The organism is Paenibacillus sophorae (genome assembly GCF_018966525.1).
In the GTDB taxonomy this organism is placed as follows: Bacteria; Bacillota; Bacilli; order Paenibacillales; family Paenibacillaceae; genus Paenibacillus_AQ; species Paenibacillus_AQ sophorae.
On the sequence record NZ_CP076607.1, the window covers coordinates 4,938,803 to 4,955,901 of the forward strand.

General features: G+C 51.5%; 16 protein-coding genes. 3 read left to right on the forward strand and 13 right to left on the reverse strand.

The window, feature by feature from the left end:
* Positions 1 to 4: 4 nt before the first annotated feature.
* The 9 genes from bshC to KP014_RS24080 form a co-directional block, all read right to left on the reverse strand.
* Complete coding sequence (gene bshC, locus KP014_RS24040) at positions 5 to 1,633, reverse strand: bacillithiol biosynthesis cysteine-adding enzyme BshC (protein ID WP_036596753.1); 1,629 nt, start codon at positions 1,631 to 1,633, stop codon at positions 5 to 7.
* A gap of 186 nt (positions 1,634 to 1,819) precedes the next feature.
* Entirely contained in the window at positions 1,820 to 2,743 is a 924-nt protein-coding gene (locus KP014_RS24045) for an ABC transporter ATP-binding protein (RefSeq protein WP_036596751.1), read from the reverse strand.
* The gene (locus KP014_RS24050) at positions 2,737 to 3,732 is read right to left on the reverse strand and encodes an ABC transporter ATP-binding protein (RefSeq protein ID WP_036596749.1); all 996 of its coding nucleotides are present in this window, start codon (positions 3,730 to 3,732) and stop codon (positions 2,737 to 2,739) included. The genes KP014_RS24045 and KP014_RS24050 overlap by 7 nt, the downstream gene beginning before the upstream one ends.
* Positions 3,733 to 3,745: 13 nt before the next feature.
* A complete protein-coding gene (locus KP014_RS24055; RefSeq protein WP_036596748.1) occupies positions 3,746 to 4,693 on the reverse strand; it encodes an ABC transporter permease in 948 nt (315 codons plus the stop codon).
* A 3-nt stretch (positions 4,694 to 4,696) separates the two neighbouring features.
* Positions 4,697 to 5,629, reverse strand: a complete 933-nt coding sequence (locus KP014_RS24060) for an ABC transporter permease (RefSeq protein ID WP_036596741.1) — start codon at positions 5,627 to 5,629, stop codon at positions 4,697 to 4,699.
* A 339-nt stretch (positions 5,630 to 5,968) separates the two neighbouring features.
* Positions 5,969 to 7,678, reverse strand: a complete 1,710-nt coding sequence (locus KP014_RS24065) for a peptide ABC transporter substrate-binding protein (protein WP_036596739.1) — start codon at positions 7,676 to 7,678, stop codon at positions 5,969 to 5,971.
* Positions 7,679 to 7,825: 147 nt separating this feature from the next.
* A complete protein-coding gene (locus KP014_RS24070; RefSeq protein WP_036596734.1) occupies positions 7,826 to 8,215 on the reverse strand; it encodes a DUF3397 domain-containing protein in 390 nt (129 codons plus the stop codon).
* 6 nt (positions 8,216 to 8,221) lie between these two features.
* The gene (locus KP014_RS24075; protein WP_036596771.1) at positions 8,222 to 9,178 is read right to left on the reverse strand and encodes a ketopantoate reductase family protein; all 957 of its coding nucleotides are present in this window, start codon (positions 9,176 to 9,178) and stop codon (positions 8,222 to 8,224) included.
* Between the two features lie 198 nt (positions 9,179 to 9,376).
* Positions 9,377 to 10,021, reverse strand: coding sequence for an RsfA family transcriptional regulator (locus KP014_RS24080; protein WP_036596733.1), 645 nt, complete (start codon positions 10,019 to 10,021; stop codon positions 9,377 to 9,379).
* A 341-nt stretch (positions 10,022 to 10,362) separates the two neighbouring features.
* Between KP014_RS24080 and KP014_RS24085 the strand changes: the two genes are divergently transcribed.
* Together KP014_RS24085 and KP014_RS24090 are read left to right on the forward strand one after the other, a co-directional pair.
* Positions 10,363 to 10,599, forward strand: coding sequence for a DUF2626 family protein (locus KP014_RS24085; RefSeq protein WP_036596732.1), 237 nt, complete (start codon positions 10,363 to 10,365; stop codon positions 10,597 to 10,599).
* A gap of 167 nt (positions 10,600 to 10,766) precedes the next feature.
* The gene (locus KP014_RS24090; RefSeq protein ID WP_090834344.1) at positions 10,767 to 11,918 is read left to right on the forward strand and encodes a hypothetical protein; all 1,152 of its coding nucleotides are present in this window, start codon (positions 10,767 to 10,769) and stop codon (positions 11,916 to 11,918) included.
* A 15-nt stretch (positions 11,919 to 11,933) separates the two neighbouring features.
* Here KP014_RS24090 and KP014_RS24095 read toward each other — a convergent pair whose 3' ends face one another.
* Both KP014_RS24095 and KP014_RS24100 read right to left on the reverse strand, forming a co-directional pair.
* Positions 11,934 to 13,175 carry an extracellular solute-binding protein gene (locus KP014_RS24095; protein WP_036596731.1) on the reverse strand — a complete coding sequence of 414 codons (1,242 nt, stop codon included), beginning with the start codon at positions 13,173 to 13,175 and terminating at the stop codon, positions 11,934 to 11,936.
* A gap of 157 nt (positions 13,176 to 13,332) precedes the next feature.
* Positions 13,333 to 14,664, reverse strand: coding sequence for a PhoH family protein (locus KP014_RS24100; protein WP_036596729.1), 1,332 nt, complete (start codon positions 14,662 to 14,664; stop codon positions 13,333 to 13,335).
* 105 nt (positions 14,665 to 14,769) lie between these two features.
* Between KP014_RS24100 and KP014_RS24105 the strand changes: the two genes are divergently transcribed.
* Positions 14,770 to 15,306, forward strand: a complete 537-nt coding sequence (locus tag KP014_RS24105; RefSeq protein ID WP_036596727.1) for a YhcN/YlaJ family sporulation lipoprotein — start codon at positions 14,770 to 14,772, stop codon at positions 15,304 to 15,306.
* 69 nt (positions 15,307 to 15,375) lie between these two features.
* On the opposite strand, the gene KP014_RS24110 is transcribed toward KP014_RS24105, so the two are convergent.
* Complete coding sequence (locus tag KP014_RS24110) at positions 15,376 to 15,828, reverse strand: pyridoxamine 5'-phosphate oxidase family protein (protein ID WP_036596725.1); 453 nt, start codon at positions 15,826 to 15,828, stop codon at positions 15,376 to 15,378.
* Positions 15,829 to 15,941: 113 nt separating this feature from the next.
* Positions 15,942 to 17,027 carry an LCP family protein gene (locus KP014_RS24115; RefSeq protein ID WP_036596724.1) on the reverse strand — a complete coding sequence of 362 codons (1,086 nt, stop codon included), beginning with the start codon at positions 17,025 to 17,027 and terminating at the stop codon, positions 15,942 to 15,944.
* Positions 17,028 to 17,099 lie beyond the last annotated feature (72 nt).

Sequence of the window (17,099 nt, forward strand, 5' to 3'; positions counted from 1 at the left end):
CTTCTTACATATAGATAATGCGGTGCGTCCCGCTGTAATCTGTGGGGAGCTCCATCAGCCCGTCCAGCCAGGATAGGCCATATCTGTTCAAATAATAGATGATATTGTAAACTCGTTCCTGGAGTCTACCCAGCGGCATAAGCGAACGTTCAATCCGCTCCCACTGCCGCAGTGCGGCGTCATTCTGTTTCGCCATCGCGTCCTGCACTTTATTTTGCAAGAATGAAATCTGATCCAGTATTTTCTCCTTGTTGCTGCCGCCCAGCTTGATGAGTCCGGCCTGGACCGTGCCGATTTGTTCGATAAGAGGCTCGTACATAGCGGTAAAAGCGGCTTTCGCCTCCTCGAACCTTCTGCCAAGCTCAAGCTCATCCTGCGCTTCAAGCCACTGCCGCTTCTTGTCTTCCAGTCCACCTTGGACATCGGCGAAAGTCAGTCCATATTTCTCCAGATGCTTGTGCAGCGTGCCCTCCACGATAGTAAAAGACATGCGGGGAATGATCAGCGGCATCCGCAGCCCCATATGCGCAAACGCCCGGCCGGTAATCCCCCAGTATGAGATCTCGCCTTGTCCAAGCACCGTTGCCAATACAGGCAGAAGATAATCCTGCATAAGCGGCCGGGTCAACACATTGTTGCTGAATCGTTCGGGGTGCCGGTCCAGAAGATCCAGCAGCTCCTCGCGGGAGAAAGAGACAGTGCCTTTGCGGTCGGTGAATATTCCATCCTTTTTGAGCAGCAGCAGCCGCGCGCCTTCATGGATATAAAAAAGATTTGCTCCGCCAGCCGTCACATCGGCCTGAAGCTGAAATCCTCCCTCCTTAATGTCGGCGGCTGTCTTATGGTAAGAAGCTTCAAGAGTATCATTGTTCTCGATCAATGAGCGGAAGAACGGTTGCTCCAGCCGCCGCAGCGCGGGGTCCGCGGAATCCAGCAGCACCAGACCGTATTTACCGAACAGCGAACCCATAATTTCTGCAAAAGCGCCGCACATGCTGCCGCCTGCGGCGGCGGCCCGCATGAGCTCCATCATTTCCGCCTTAAATTCACTCTCCTGAAGCAGCTCTTCCAGTTGTTCAAGCGGGCGACGCCAATGCTCCTCTTCCACTTCAATATGGCTGACCGAAGAATGTCCCGCATCCGGATACTCGATTCTCAATTTCGTTACTTCCCCCGACCGGTTCAGCACATATGTATGATTAACCTCATCCCAGTCGTGGTCCTCGCCAGCAATCCAGAAAATAGGCACAACCGGCCGGTCCAGCTCCCGGCTCGCTTCTTGTGCGGCAAGAATAGCCGTGACCGCTTTATAGATAACAAGAAGCGGGCCTGTAAACAGGCCGCTTTGCTGTCCACCGGCAACGACCAGTGTCTCCGGCTGTTCCAGCAGATCGAGCGATATCCTTACCTTCTCGTGGTTATTATACCTTGAGTTATAGGCCCGCAGCACTTCCGCAAGCTTGCTGCGGTCAGCCCGGAGGCTCTCGCTTTGATCCAGCCAAACGGCTCGCTGCCTCTTGTTCTCATGCATAAGAAAATCACCGCCATATAAATGGGCGACCGTTTCATAGCTGTGCATAAACCCTTGGGCAAGCGCCGGTCCGCCCGGCAGCGGCTCAGGTACAACATTCATCTTAAGCTGCCCCCTGTTCTCAAACTTCTTAAATGATTGTATCTAAAGGAGAACGCCGCGTCAAAGATCATTCTCAAAATTCATCAAAAAAACGGGGTTTCCGGCCGCTCCTTTAGAGCTGCCGGAAACCCCGGAACTTTCAAGTACTTTCCTTTCGGACAAGAGAGTTCAGGCTGTGCCCGAAACTTAGGCGTATGCCTTGGCTACCCAGTGGCCTTTCGAAACCTCAACCAGCTTCGTCTCTTCTTCATTGGTCTTCTCATCAGCCGAATAGATCGGGCTGGAAAGCTCATCATGAAAATGCAGCCGCTTCTTGTTGACCTCGATTTCTGGATCGGGAATCGGAATGGCCGACAACAGCGTTTTGGTATACGGATGAAGCGGGTTGGCGTACAGCTCTTCACTTTCGGCTAGCTCGACCATTTTGCCCAAGTACATAACCGCTACACGGTCGCTGATATGCTTAACCATGGACAAATCATGCGCAATGAACAGATAAGTAAGACCCAGACGGCTCTGCAGCTCTTTCAGCAGGTTGACGACCTGAGCCTGAATCGACACGTCAAGCGCTGAAATCGGTTCATCGCAGACGATGAATTTCGGATTAACCGCAAGCGCGCGGGCAATTCCGATCCGCTGGCGCTGGCCGCCGGAGAATTCATGCGGATACCGCGTTGCATGGTCATGGTTAAGTCCGACCATATCGAGCAGTTCCTCGATCCGTTTCTTCCGTTCAGCACGGCTTCCGGCCATATTATGAATATCCAGCGCTTCGCCGATAATATCCGAAACCGTAAAGCGCGGGTTGAGCGACGCGTAAGGGTCCTGGAAGATCATCTGCATGTCACGGCGCATAGCTTTCATTTTCCCTGGAGACAGTTTGTAAATGTCCGTACCGTTAAACTTAACGCTGCCAGCGGTCGGTTCGTACAGACGAAGGACCGTGCGGCCCGCGGTCGTTTTTCCGCAGCCGGACTCGCCCACCATTCCGAGCGTCTCCCCTTCGCGGATCGAGAAGTTGATATTATCGACCGCTCTGAGCACCTTGCCTTTGCCTACATTGAAATATTTCTTGAGGCCTTCCACCTCAATCAGTTGTTTGCTCAAGATTGTTGCACCTCCTTGGCCATCGGGTGCAGATTCCAGCAGCGCGCCGTATGCGTATCGCTGAATTCCGTAGTGCCCGGATCAATTCTTTCGCAGATCGCCATTGCTTCGCTGCAGCGCGCGGTGAATGGGCAGCCGATCGGCGGTTTGATCAGATCGGGCGGCGTGCCGACGATCGGAATCAATGGCTCGCCTTTCTTCTGGTCCAGACGAGGCATCGAACGAAGCAGACCTTTCGTATACGGGTGCTGAGGGTTTTTGAAAATTTCCCATCTCGTTCCCGTTTCCACCACTTCACCCGCATACATGACGATCACCCGGTCGCACATGCCGGCTACAACGCCAAGGTCATGCGTGATCAGAATAATGGAGGTGCCGAGCTTTTGCTGCATATCCTTCATAACGTCCATGATTTGTGCCTGGATCGTTACGTCGAGCGCCGTTGTCGGCTCGTCCGCAATGAGCAGCGCCGGACGGCAGGCAAGGGCAATCGCGATCATAACCCGCTGCCGCATACCGCCGGAAAATTCATGGGGATATTGATTAAAGCGGGCCTCGGCATTCTTGATGCCGACAAGCTTCAACATTTCAATGCCCTGCTTGGTCGCTTCGGCCGCTGACATTTTCTGATGTTTGATCAATACTTCCGTGATTTGCTTGCCCACTTTGATCGTGGGGTTAAGAGAGGTCATCGGGTCTTGAAATATCATGCCAATGTCTTTGCCGCGAATAGCTTCCATTTCTTTAATGCTTTTCTTGAGAAGATCCTGTCCCTGGAAAATAATTTCGCCCTTCTTCACTTTCGATGGCGGCGTTGGGATCAGCCGCATAATCGATTGAGCGGTAACGCTCTTTCCGCTGCCAGACTCGCCGACGATCGCTACCGTCTCCCCTTTGCCGATCTCGAAGTTCATACCACGGACGGCCTGTACTTCACCGCCCTTTACAAAAAACGAAACTTGCAAATCTTTTACTTGTAAAATCGGGTCCATTATCGTTCACCTCCTATTTCTTCAGTTTAGGGTCAAGTGCGTCGCGAAGTCCGTCGCCAAAAATGTTAAAGGCCAGCATGGTCACACTGATCAGAATAGCCGGGAACAGCATGCGCCACGGGAATGCGAGCCAGCCGGTCAGCGCGTCACTGATCATGGAACCGAGCGAGGCTCTAGGTGCTTGTACGCCGAGTCCAAGAAAACTCAGGAAGGCTTCCGCAAAGATCGCGTTCGGAACGGACAGCGTAACCGTTACGATAATAGGTCCGATAGCGTTCGGCAGCAAATGCTTGAACAGCAGGCGTTTGGAACCGGCTCCCATGGAACGGGATGCCAGAACATACTCCCGGTTCTTGAGCTGCATAATTTCGCCGCGCACAATCCACGACATGTTAATCCAGCCCGTAATTGTCAGCGCCAGGATGATCGTCCCTAAGCTTGGCTCCAGCACAACCAGAAGCAAAATAACGACAAGCAGGTATGGAATAGAATACAGAACTTCAGAAATCTTGTTCATGATGGCGTCCGTACGGCCGCCAAAGAATCCCATAATGCCGCCGTATACAACCCCGATCAGAAGGTCGATCAGGGCCGCGGCCAGACCTACGATCAAGGAAATCCGCGCCCCGTACCAGGTGCGGACGAACATATCGCGGCCCAGGTCATCGGTGCCGAACCAATGCTCGGCGTTCGGCGGCTGGTTGGTGTTTAGCAAATCATTGGAATAGTAGTTGAATTTGGTGATATGCGGGCCGAAAATGGCGCCAATAATAACTAATACCAGAAGGCCCAGGGAGGCCATGGCCATTTTGTTCTGCCGAAGCCGCTGCCAGGCGTCCTGCCAGGCCGACAGACTTTCGCGTTGAATCACTTCCGCCTGCTTCTCGTCCACGCCGATCTTGCGGAAATCTTCAGGCTTCAGGTTAACGCCCGATGAAACCGTATGTTGTTCAGATGCCACTCTTTAGCCCTCCTTTCCCCCGGTCAGTTTGATGCGCGGATCCACTAACACATAAGCGACATCCGTAACAAAGCGCGCCACCATTAGCAAAATACCGTAGAAAATCGTAATTCCCATAATAATCGGATAATCGCGTACGCTTATCGCTTCGACGAACTGCTTGCCGATGCCTCCGATACCAAAAATCTGTTCGATTACGACAGAGCCGGTAACGATATTGGCCGTCATCGGACCAATATATGTTACAACCGGCATAATGCCGTTGCGCAGCACGTGGCGGAAGAGAATAACGATCCAGCTAAGACCCTTGGCCTTCGCCGTCTTGATATAATCCGCATGCAGCACTTCAAGCATACTGGAGCGGGTCAGCCTGGCGATAAACGCAATCGGCTGCGCCGACAATGCGGCCACCGGAAGCACATAGTCCAAAGGATCATTGAAGCCCATGACATCAACCCAACCTAGCTTCGAAGCAAAAATATACTGCAGTACCGTAGCAAGCACAAAGCTTGGTACTGCTATTCCGAGTACCGCCACCACCATTGCCGCGGTATCGATGAATTTGCGGTGGTACAGTGCTGCCAGCATCCCAAGCAGAATGCCGACAATAATCGATACGATAATGGCGACAAGGCCCAGCTTCAGTGAAGCGGAGAACGTCTGGCTAATAATATGCGATACATCCTGATTCAAGCGTTTCATGGAAACCCCAAAATCACCTTGCACAATATTACCCAAATATTTGAGATACTGCTGGGAGACGGGCTTGTCCAGACCGTACTGTTCATACAGCCGCTGGCGGATTTCATCAGGTATTTTCTTCTCGGATGTGAACGGATCACCCGGAATGGCCTTCATCAGAAAAAAAGTTGCTGAGATCAGCACAAACAGGGAAACCAGCATATAAAAAAACTTATTGGCAACATAGCGTACCATGCCCGTCAACACCTCCTTCGACATTTTTTTCACAACATAATATGATTTTATGCAATTATTGACCAATTGTCCACGATTCTATATTTTGTAATTTATACATAATTTTTACAAATGATAAACATGTAAGAAGAAACGGCTGTACCGTCCTGACAGGGACGGCATCCGTTTCTCGTAAAAATATAAGGCAAAGGATAAGTACGCAACAGATAAGGCTTATATTTCAAAAAAAAAGGGATATATATGGAATTCCACATATATATCCCGAAGTGCATGATCTACTCCAGATATTTAATCATTCAATTAAATATACTTACTGAAGCTTAAAGCAATTCTTCAATCTTAGTGCTCGAGCAGGTAAGCGTGAGTCAGGTCAACAGCTCCGCTGAAGTCATGTGTAATGCCTTTTAGGTAAGGCTTAATCAGCGTGTTGTTAGTGTAGTAGTAAATCGGAATCAGGATCATGTCGTCCTGAATGATCATTTTCTCAGCAGCAGCAAATTTCTCTTGACGAACTGCCAAATCGTCCGTTGCTTTCGCGTCGGCAATCAGCTTGTCGTATTCAGGGTTGGCATATCCGGTGTCATTGTTGCCGCCTTTGGTTACCCACATGTCGAGGAAGGTCATCGGATCATTGTAGTCCGCTGTCCAGCCTGCGCGGGCAACTTGGAAGTTCTGATGTTGACGGTTTTCGATAAATGTGGCCCATTCTTGGTTTTCCAGCTTCACGTCAATGCCCAGAGCGTTCTTCCACATATCAGCAATTGCCAGGGCAATCTTCTTGTGGCCTTCACTCGTGTTGTACGACAAAGTGAAAGCAGGCAATTTAGTCAGGCCTTCTTCTTGTAGACCTTCAGCCAGCAATGTCTTAGCTTGTGCATCATCTTCAGTAAAGTAGCTATCTTTAATAGCCGTACGGTATTCGCCGTCAGCGCCGGCAATGCCCGGAGGAACGTAGCCGAATGCCGGCAGCTGTCCGCCCAGCGTAACCTTATCAATCAGGATTTGACGGTCGATCGTCATCGCAAGAGCTTTACGGATTTTAACGTTGTTAAAAGGCTTCTCGGTTACGTTGAACTCGTAATAGTACACACTTGCAATACCTTTTCTCTGGAACTCATCCGGATATTTTTGCTGTACAATCGGAAGCTGCTCGGTAGGAATTTCACCGTTAGGAGCGCCTGCATAGTCAAGCTGGCCGCTCTCGTAAGCGGAAAGCTCGGTAGCGCTGCTGTTCACGAGCGAGAAGTCGATTTTGCTAAGTTTAATGGAATCTTTATCCCAGTAGTTTTCGTTCTTCGTTACTTGCAGAGTTTGTCCAGTCGTCCACTCGGTCAGGGTGAAAGGACCGTTAACAACCATTGTGTCTTTGTTAGTTGCCCATTTTGCATTGCCTTCAACCGATTTGTGAACCGGATAGTAAGTATAGAAGGACAGAAGTCCAAGGAAGTAAGGAGTAGGTGCTGCCAGTGTTACTTCCAGCGTCTTGTCGTCAACTGCTTTGACGCCAACTTGGTTGAAGTCGGTAATTTTCTTGTCATAATATTCTTGCGCGTTCTTCAGGTAGTACAATTGGTATGCATAAGGTGCTGCCTCTGCAGCGGCTGGATCAAGGACCCGTTTCCAAGCGCGAACGAAGTCGCCGGAAGTTACAGGGTCGCCATTGCTCCATTTAGCGTCGCGCAGATGGAACGTATATACTAAACCGTCAGCGGATACATCCCATTTCTCGGCGATGCCCTGCTCGGCTTGTCCAGTTTCGTCATTCATGCGAGTCAGACCTTCGTACATGGTCTTCAGGACCGTGTTAGCCTGGCTGTCTTGCGCAAGAGCCGGATCGAATGTCGGAGGTTCGGCACTCAGGTTAATTTTAAGCGTTTGATCAGCGGCAAGCTTCTCGCCCGATGCGCTTCCATCAGTTGCGGCCGGCGTGTTGCCTTCGGCGTTGCCAGTGTTCGTGGCAGCATTATTGCCACCGCCGCATCCTGCAAGCACAGTTCCGATAACAAGAACGAGTGCGAACAGGAGTAAAAGACTTTTGCTCTTCTTCATCTAGCAGTTCCCCCTAAATAGAATGTGGTATATGGTTTATGATTATACAACCAGTGGTCAAAAAAATCCAGAGGAATGTACTCGTAAATAAACTTTTTTCATTTTTTTAAAAATTATGTGACAATCTTATTCTATTCATGTTAGATTTTATGACATTACCTGCAAGATATATTTGATCATTCCGACAACCATGAACAGCACATAGCCTGTCCCCATGAATAAAAAGCCAAGCCTCCAGACCGCCCTCAGCAATCTTTTCCCATCCACCTTTCCCTTCAGACGATTCTGTGCACCGCCGATCAATCCGGCCGCAATCAGCACAAGCAGCAGAATCAGATAGAATCCGAAGCCCGAATGAAAAATGATATTGAACAGCGCGGATACGGAGAACAGCAGAAAAACAGTCGTCACATCCATAGCCAGCTGAAGAGCCGGCTTCTTGTCCCGCCCCATAGCAACAGAGATAAAATAGACGAGCAAAAAAGGCAGCACAGGCAATATGCTTAATACGATCAGCGAATTGCGGAGCCATTCCAAGCGGCTTCACCTCTCCTTTACAATCATGCCCTCCACCATCCTGATGATCCATCGGTGCGCGGGAACATCTATGCCCGATTGTTTCGCCAACTCCACAAGACTGCCGTTAATCCAGCCGATTTCCGTCTCCCTAGAGGCCAAAACGTCTGCCAGCATGGAGGACAGATTGCCGGATGTCGCGCGGCATACCTCCAGGATGTCATCCCATAAGCTGAATTCGCAGGCAATTCCGCAGGCATCATAGACGGAAACCGCTTCCTCATAAAGCTCTCTCATCATACTCAGGCGCAGATCCGAGGAGAGCAGTTCGCCGTTCGGAATACGCCATACGGCGGTCAGCGGATTAATTACGGCATTAATCAGAAGCTTCCGGAAAATCGCGGTATCCACTTGATTCGACAAAGTTACGGGAAATCCTGCTAACACCAGCGCCTTCGCCAATGAAGCTGCAATATTATTCTGCACGGTCCCGCTCTCCCCCCACAAACCGATGACAGTCTGCCCCGTCCCGGCGTGAACGACACGGACTTGAGACTCCCGCTTGGCTCCCTCCGTCGTTACGGCGGCATACAGATGGGCCGCGGGCAGCAGCTCCCGAAGCAGTTCCATATGTCCCCAGCCGTTCTGAAGGCACAGAAGATTCAGTTCACTTTGCCGAAGCGGAGCAAGGAGTTCCGGCAGCATCTTGTGCAGCGGCCCTTGTTTGACCGTTAGCACAAGCCAGTCTCCGGGCTTCTCCGGATAGAGCCGGGAGAACTCGCTCATAGGCAGTGCTTCAATCTCGCTGCCTGGGACCAGAATCGGCTCCCGTCCGTCTTCATAGCTTACCGTAATGCCGTCTTCCGAAAGCGCCGCACACTGTTCTTCGCTTCTGCACCACAGCCGGACTCTGCTTCCGGCGAAGATCAGCTTTCCCGCCAGCAGAAGTCCGAGCGAGCCCGCGCCAATAATATCGATTCTCAAAGCTCTATCCACCGTCCATCCATCATTTAATTATAAGTTTCCGGAGTCTATTACAAAAGCATCTGAGTAAGCTTTGAAACCACGGCCCCATTTTGTGGGGTTACTTGTCTAGTATATCGGACGGCGGACAAAAGGAAAATCCCGCCAACGCGGCATCTCTTAAAGCCGCAGACGGGATTTCGTAAGTATTACTCTCCTTCATTCGATTCGTTCCAGGTTGCCGTTAGCGTCCATCTTGAAACGGTTCTTGATCTCTTCTTCCTCTTCGCTTAAGAATGCGAGCCTGCGGGCGCGGTCCATGATCTGAATGAGCGCCTTGTAGTCGTCGTTAACCACACGATAATCGCTTTGGGCTGTATTCACTTCTTTGGACAATCTCTCATTCTCGGCTCGAAGTTCGGACAGCTCCTCCTCCTTATCGCGAAGATCCCTTTCCAGCATTTTTAGCTGACGGCCCGCCTCCTGATAAGTGCCCTTCCACTGTCTTAGAAACCGGATAACGGCGTCGATGGACAAGGAGTTCTCGGCTCCTTCACTTCCGTAAACCTCATCACCGTCACCGATAATGAAGCCGGCTACCTGCGCGCCTCTGGACGAGGTTTGTTTTTTCAGATAGCTCCTTTTCTGGCGCTGGCCTTTCGCAATAGAAATCGCTTCCTCGTAACTTTTGCGCACACTGCTGTTCCAGCGAAATCCGCAGGCCGCCGATGTCCTGCCGATTCTTTCGCCCACTTCTTCAAATGCGGCAAGCTGTGTACTGCCTTCCCGGATATGGCGCAATGTAACCTCCGCCAAAATGAGATCGTCTTCCTCACTCCAGGCATCCTGTCTAATGGCTGTCATAAAGCCAAACCTCCTAGTAACATCTTGAAATAACCATCTTCATAACCGGCGGTCCCGCCAGCAAGTGAATGGGGATAAAAGCTGCTTACTCCATTCCTATGCCTCTCATAGAGTTCATAGAATCTATTTGATACTCTTTTGTATTTCCATTTTGACTTCCACTCATACGCAGTTCGTGAAAATAGCACTTTCAGCATTTTTCCCCACCGTCAATCATATAGATCATATTCCCTGGGAAATCACCCTATTTTTCCATTGTATTCGTTTACACTATTTTGTTCACCAGGTATAATAAATATAGGTTTATCCGTTCGTTCCAACCTAAGAAGGGGGATGGTAAAGTGGCTCGGATGTTTCGGGTACTGGGATTTTTCACGCTGACCATCGGTCTGATGGCTTTTGCTGGAGATATGGTCGAAATGGCCCTGCTGTTCTTTTTACAGACCGCATTTTTCGTGATCATGGGATATATGAAGTTCACCGAAAAAACCTATATCCTCCTGTTCTGGGGCTATATGATCGTCACTTTTACAGGATTCAGCTACTGGACAATCTTCGAGATGGGCCTTCCCTTGTGAGCCCTGGATAAAGCCTTTGAGCAACATCGAAATCAAAGCCCCACGCGCTGTGGGGTTATTTTGTGTGCCTTGTTATAGGCTGCCGGCCTGAAAAGGGGTATGATATTTTTACAGGATCGAACATATCATACCTAGCATAAGCTAAGTCTTCCAAGGAGGTGAGGGCGGTGCTCTTCCGCAAACGACTGGCTGCTTTCCTGTTCATACTGCTCTGCTGCTTGCTGCTGCTGATTCCGACAGCGCCTTATTCGTCCGCCAATCCGGAACAAAGTACATTAGCCGCCGCTCCTTCCGCATCCCGTCCCTCTTCCATGCCGTCTTTTCCGGATAATGAAGAAGCCCGCAGGCTGATGCAGCAAACGCTGTCCGCGGCTGAAATCGAAAAGGAAATTGAACGCATCGGCGCCGAGCAGCACGCACTTGAACAAAAGACAGCCGCATTGAGCAGTCAGGCCGCCAAGAAAAAGTCCGATATCTCGGAAAAAGAAAAACGGGCCGGCGCCGTTGTGCGCGCTTACTATACAGGGGATAGGGACCCGCTGCTGACCGCCCTGCTGTCCGCAAAGACTCTTAGCAAATGGTTCATTATGCTCGATTACTATGAAATGATAATGGGTCATGACAAGGAAATACTGGCGGAGTATGAGAAAGAGTATAAAGATCTGCGGACCACGCTGGCTGCGGCGGAACGCTCTTCGCTGGAGTTGGCGGAACTGAGAAGCGCTTTGGAGGAACAGAAGCAGCGGGTTGAAGCTTTGCATAAGGATATTGATGGCACCATTCAGAGCAGCGGAAATCCGGAGAGCATGGCGGCCCTTCTGGAAGAATTTACAGCGTATTGGCAAAATATCGGAATCCATGAAGTCAAGACTTATTTTAAGGCGCTGTCCGCGGCGATGAATCATCTGCCGCAGTTCGTCGAGAGCCGTGACGGCGTTCTGACGCGCCGGGGGATGACTTACGAATTGAATTTGAAAGAAGCGGATTTGAACGAATTTTTGCATTCCGAGAACAAGCTGTTCGACAATTTTGCTTTTACGTTCGAGAACGGTTCGGTTATCGCCTCCGGCAAGAGCGGGGACTTGTCTCTTCGTCTGCAGGGGCATTACACCATACAGGAAGAGCCAATGAACGGGCTGATGTTTCATGTGGACAGCATCATCTTCAATAGCCTTGAACTGCCCGATACGACGCGCAAATCACTGGAAGAGGAGTTTGACCTTGGCTTCTATCCGTCTAAGATCGTCTCTTTCCTTCATGCCTCTGAAGTGGACAGCAAGGATGGCGTGCTTCATGTGAAGCTTACGCTGTCGTTCTAAGGTTAATACGCCCATTCAGGGCCCATTCTCCTCTCCCTCAGGGGAATTCGAGAGCGCTTCGATATATCCCGCCGCATCCAGCTTGCCGGTCAGCAGCAAACCCGCCGCTGACGTTATTTCGCTCCAGCCGGCCTGAGGCTCTCCGGCTAGGCCGCCTCCACCCGTCAGCAGGCTTACGGTGTCAAAGGGAAGACTATCTCCGCCCGGCAGCCCGCCCCGGTACAGTTCTTCCGCCGCCGGCAGCCGCCCGGTGCTCGCCAGCCAATCCAGCTGCGATCTCGCCGATGTTATATACGACAGCCAGTCGGCCGCCGCCTCCGGGCTTCGGGTCTGCGCCGAGAGGGCGAAGCTGCGGCAGTACAGCATCTCCTCTCCGGCCGGGTCTCCCATCCATGGCGCCTCCGCTACCAGATCGCCTCCTCTGCTCTCCTGCCATTCGGAAAGCGGAAGCACGGCTGCGGCGATCTTCCCCTCCCGAAGCATATTCCAGACTCCATTGTCCTGTCCGTCCGTCAGATAGATGGAGCTGCGCGCCTGCCCGATCCAGTCAAGCGCCTCTCGGCTCCCCGGAAACTGGGAGCTGCCCACGCTTTCCAGAAAGGCGGACACACCGTAAGGGCTGCCCGCATCCATTGCCAGCACGTATGTACCCGGCTTCTTGAGGCTTTGTTCAAGCAGCCGGGTCCACTGGTCAAGAGTTCTCGGCAGCGCCTCAGCTCCGAGCTCCTTCATCACCTTTGGCGAATAGACAAAGATATATGGATCAACATCCAGCGGCATGCCCCAGGCATAGCCGTTCCATTGCAGCAGCGGCAGCAGCGGGGTTAGCGGCGTACCCCCGGGCGAGCTCCGGTATACGTCAACGGGCAGCAAATATCCCTGCTGCGCAAGTTCCCTGATATGATGTGCTTCTGTCATCACAATATCGGGGCTGTTCCCGATCGTCAGCTCATTCATCAAAGCGTCGTCTCCGGCTGCTTCTCCAAGATTGTTCAGCTCTACCGTCACTCCGCTGGATAATTCGAAATTGCTGCTTATATTTTGCAGTTCACGGAACTCCTTATAGCTCAGCGACACCGATATCCGAAGATGTGCCGGCTCGCCCTTTTGCCGGAGAGAGGAGCTCTGCGATTGCGATTGATACTCGTTCATGAGAGGAGGGTCATCCGTTTGGTTCAGGTCCATACTGGGAGATAAGCTCGTCAGCGACAGCAGCAAAATAGCAAACAGCAGCCAGTAATTTTTGCGTTTCAGCATTTTCTCCTCCTTGTCCGTTTCGGGGCCATCTCCCTATTTTACCAGTCTGCGGCGCATTTGTCTGCCCACTGATGATAACGCTTTCTTTGTATTCTGCACACAGCAGGGGCCGGAAGTTTCCTCCCGGCCCCTGCGTGTAATTTTGATAGGAACGTTTCTACAGCAAATCAGCCGCCAGTTGAGCCAGGCGGGAACGTTCACCTTTTTCGAGCGTAATGTGACCGCTGATCCCCTGTTGTTTGAACTTTTCCACAATATAGCTGAGCCCATTGCTTGCGGCATCGAGATAAGGGTGGTCGATCTGCTCAGGGTCACCCATTAATATGACCTTGCTGCCCTCGCCCGCTCTGGAGACGATCGTCTTTACTTCGTGGCGCGACAGATTTTGCGCTTCGTCGATGATGATGAATTGTCCCGGAATGGAGCGGCCGCGAATATAGGTCAGCGCCTCAACCTGAATGCTGCCGAGACCCATCAGAATTTTGTCGATGTCGCCGGCTTTCTTCGTGTCGAACAGGAACTCCAAATTATCGTATATCGGCTGCATCCACGGACGGAGCTTTTCGTCTTTTTCACCAGGCAGATAACCGATATCCTTGCCCATCGGAACGACAGGCCGGGCGATCAGGAGCTTCTTGTATTTATGCTCATCCTCAACCTTGAACAGTCCGGCAGCAAGAGCCATGAGCGTCTTGCCCGTCCCCGCTTTGCCGGTGATGGTGACAAGCGGAATTTCTTCGTTAAGCAGCAGTTCGAGTGCCATCCGCTGCTGCGCATTGCGGGCGCTGATTCCCCATACGGGATCGTTGCCGAGATAGAGCGGCTCCAGACGACTGGCGTCGCCGCTTACCTTGAGCAGTGCCGATTTGCCGCTGCCGATCTCATCCTTCAGGATAATGAATTCATGGGGATACAGCGGATAGGACAACTGCAGCTGCTTGACGGAAAGGGAGCGGTTGCTGTAATACTCGTCAATCAGCGCCGGATGAACAGGCAGTGTCTGGTACCCGGCGTACAGTTCATTTAAGTCGCCTGTGCGGTCGGATAAATAGTCCTCCGGCGTAATGCCGAGCACATCGGCCTTGATGCGGACCAGAACATCTTTGCTTACGAGCACGACGGGCCGGGGATCGGCCTTCTCGTTCTCCTCTTGCAAATAATTAAGCGCCACAGCCAAAATCCGATTGTCAGTGGATACCTCGCCGAACATCTCCTGCACCTTGATGAAGCTGCGGTGATTCAGTTCGACCTTCAACTTGCCCCCGTGCTCAAGCTCCACGCCGCTGTGCAGATGACCCCGCTCGCGAAGTCCATCAAGCAGGCGGGACACCGTACGGGCATTGCGTCCGATTTCATCGGCGTTCCGTTTCTTATTATCGATCTCTTCCAGCACCACGGCAGGAATGATTACTTCATTCTCTTTAAACGAAAAAATCGAATTGGGGTCGTGAAGCAGTACATTGGTATCCAGTACAAAGATCTTTTTCATGTTATCCCCTCCACAGCGCCTGGTTTGTCTTAAAGATACATAACTCTTTTCGCCGCTGGCAAAGATAAAACCAGAGTTCATCTTGGACGAAAGGAGCAAGCATCTATGAGAAAATCAATTTGTCTGTTGCTGGTCCTTCTACTGCTGCTGACAAGCTGCGGTATGGTTAAAAAAGAGTCATCACCCTCTCCTCAGGATAAACAATCGGCAGTGCATGGCGCGAATAACGGGGATCGCGGGGTAAGACCGCTGGCCGATGAAGGAACGGCCGTTGTCTCCCCAAGAGACACTGAGCTAAAAGACCATCTGGAACAGCTGGCCAAAAGAGTGCCTGGCGTCAATGGAGCGCACTGTGTCGTAATGGGCAACACCGCGGTTGTCGGCATCGACGTGGACGGGTCGCTCAGCCGCTCCAGAGTGGGAACAGTCAAATACTCGGTCGCCGAGGCTTTTCGCAAAGACCACAGAGGCATTAACGCGCTCGTGACCGCGGATATCGACATGTCTTCACGGATTGCCGAGCTGAGCCGTCACTTCCGCCAAGGCCGCCCTGTCTCCGGCTTTGCCGCCGAAATGGCCGATATCATCGGGCGGATCATTCCGCAGGCTCCCGAAGATACGACACCTCGAGGCCAGCAATAACCTTTATATCGGCAGTCTTGCGCACAGATTCAATGGTCCAAAGGTCAAAAAAAGCCCAGTGAACTCTCACTAGGCTTTTTGCATTGCGGCAAATACTTGTCCATCCAGCTTCTCCGCCGCACGCTGATCGTATGCTTTGGCATATTTTGGGGCAGATTCCAACTGTGCGCCATAAAAAAGTGCATTTCGCACCGCCAAAATTTGCACATCGAAGCAGCACATCTCGAACGGAACATCTGGAAGCGGATCAACCTTAACGACGGAACTGCCATTAATGGCATGAACCGTTCCTTCCCCAAAGACGGTCAGGGTTACCAGGGGATTCTCCTTCATGTTTCTGACCAGCCTCGAACGGTGATCAATCGCCAGTCTGAGCGTGGAAGAATCTACTGCATAGACCCAAGAAATAACCGTGGACGTAGGGCCGCCGCTTTCCGCATCAACGGTATTAAGCAGCACAAATGTTTCGTTCTGCAGCAACTTCAGCAGGGATTCGGTAAGCTGGGCAGCGGATTCGGACATGTTGACAGGCCCCCTTGTGCAGCATGTTAGAACTTAATTAATTATATTATAACATATGCCCAAACTTGCATTCAATTTGGGAAAGTCGGGGCTTGTTGGATGCCGCCGCGCATCTATGGAGCTGCGGACGCCGCCGGGGCGGCTCCTCCCAGTCGGTCCTTTAGGCTCTGCTTCGCAGCGTCAAGAGCTTCTTCGTTAATATATACATAAGGGCTGCGCCAGGTGCCGGTTACCGGCTTAAACTCCACGTTATCCTTGGACATTTTCCAATACGCCGCGATCATATTCTTAATCTGATCCTTCTCGATGTCGGTCTCCATATTATCGTTGATCGCATCCAGCACTCCGCCGATTTTTACAGCTCCCCCCAGCGACTGCACCTGATCCATGAGCGAATGCAGCACCTCGCTTTGGCGCCGGTTGCGGTCGAAATCATCGGAGGCGTTCGTCTTCGGTTTACAGTTGGATTTGCGGTAGCGGACATAATCAAGCGCTTCGTCGCCATCCAATTTGGCCGGACCCTTTTTCAGATTGATGTCGGTGCCGTCCACACTGTCCGTATAGCACATATCCTCGCTGATATCGACCTTCACGCCGCCAAGCTCGTCTACTGCCTCACGGAAGCCTTGAAAATTAAGCACAGTTACGTAGTCGATGTTAACTCCCAGATATTTGCCCATCATCGTCTTCATTTCATCCTCCGCTGAGATGCCGGAGGTGTCTTCCTTGTTCTTGAAGCGGGTGTAATACTCATTGATTTTCGTCCTCTTGTAGCCGTCCAGCTCCATATAGGTATCACGGGGAAGCGACACGATGGTTGCCGATTCCGTTTGGGGATTGAGCGCAACAACCATAATGACATCCGTCAGATACGATTTATGCTTCGGCCGGTAATCCGTACCGAGCAGCAGCACCGTCAGAGGCTTGACTTTGGCCGAGTTTGCAGCGGCTACCGGTTTGTCGACACCCGTATCCAGCACACCGCTGTCCAGCTTGTAGTACAAATACAAGAAGTAGCCGACCACGACGAGCGCCGACAGCAACAAGAGAATCAGCAGCATTCTTCCAAGCCTGGCCAAAAAGCCCGGTTTCTTTTTCTTTTTGCGGACCGCAGGTTTGGAAGACGGCCCTGTGTGCCTGCTGACACCGCTCCGCTGATCTCTGGATCTTGGAGGCAAACTGCCATTCTTAGTACTCATAATGAATTTAAGTCCTTTTCTTTTTTGAGAATTAGTGAATACCAATATACATAATAGACGTTTTTATCACTT

Coding starts and splice junctions, on each gene's coding strand:
- KP014_RS24115 (WP_036596724.1), bottom strand. CDS start 17,027: ATGAGTACTAAGAATGGCAGTTTGCCTCCAAGATCCAGAGATCAGCGG.
- KP014_RS24060 (WP_036596741.1), bottom strand. CDS start 5,629: ATGGTACGCTATGTTGCCAATAAGTTTTTTTATATGCTGGTTTCCCTG.
- KP014_RS24080 (WP_036596733.1), bottom strand. CDS start 10,021: ATGACAGCCATTAGACAGGATGCCTGGAGTGAGGAAGACGATCTCATT.
- KP014_RS24050 (WP_036596749.1), bottom strand. CDS start 3,732: ATGGACCCGATTTTACAAGTAAAAGATTTGCAAGTTTCGTTTTTTGTA.
- KP014_RS24100 (WP_036596729.1), bottom strand. CDS start 14,664: ATGAAAAAGATCTTTGTACTGGATACCAATGTACTGCTTCACGACCCC.
- bshC (WP_036596753.1), bottom strand. CDS start 1,633: ATGAATGTTGTACCTGAGCCGCTGCCGGGCGGACCGGCGCTTGCCCAA.
- KP014_RS24095 (WP_036596731.1), bottom strand. CDS start 13,175: ATGCTGAAACGCAAAAATTACTGGCTGCTGTTTGCTATTTTGCTGCTG.
- KP014_RS24110 (WP_036596725.1), bottom strand. CDS start 15,828: ATGTCCGAATCCGCTGCCCAGCTTACCGAATCCCTGCTGAAGTTGCTG.
- KP014_RS24065 (WP_036596739.1), bottom strand. CDS start 7,678: ATGAAGAAGAGCAAAAGTCTTTTACTCCTGTTCGCACTCGTTCTTGTT.
- KP014_RS24105 (WP_036596727.1), top strand. CDS start 14,770: ATGAGAAAATCAATTTGTCTGTTGCTGGTCCTTCTACTGCTGCTGACA.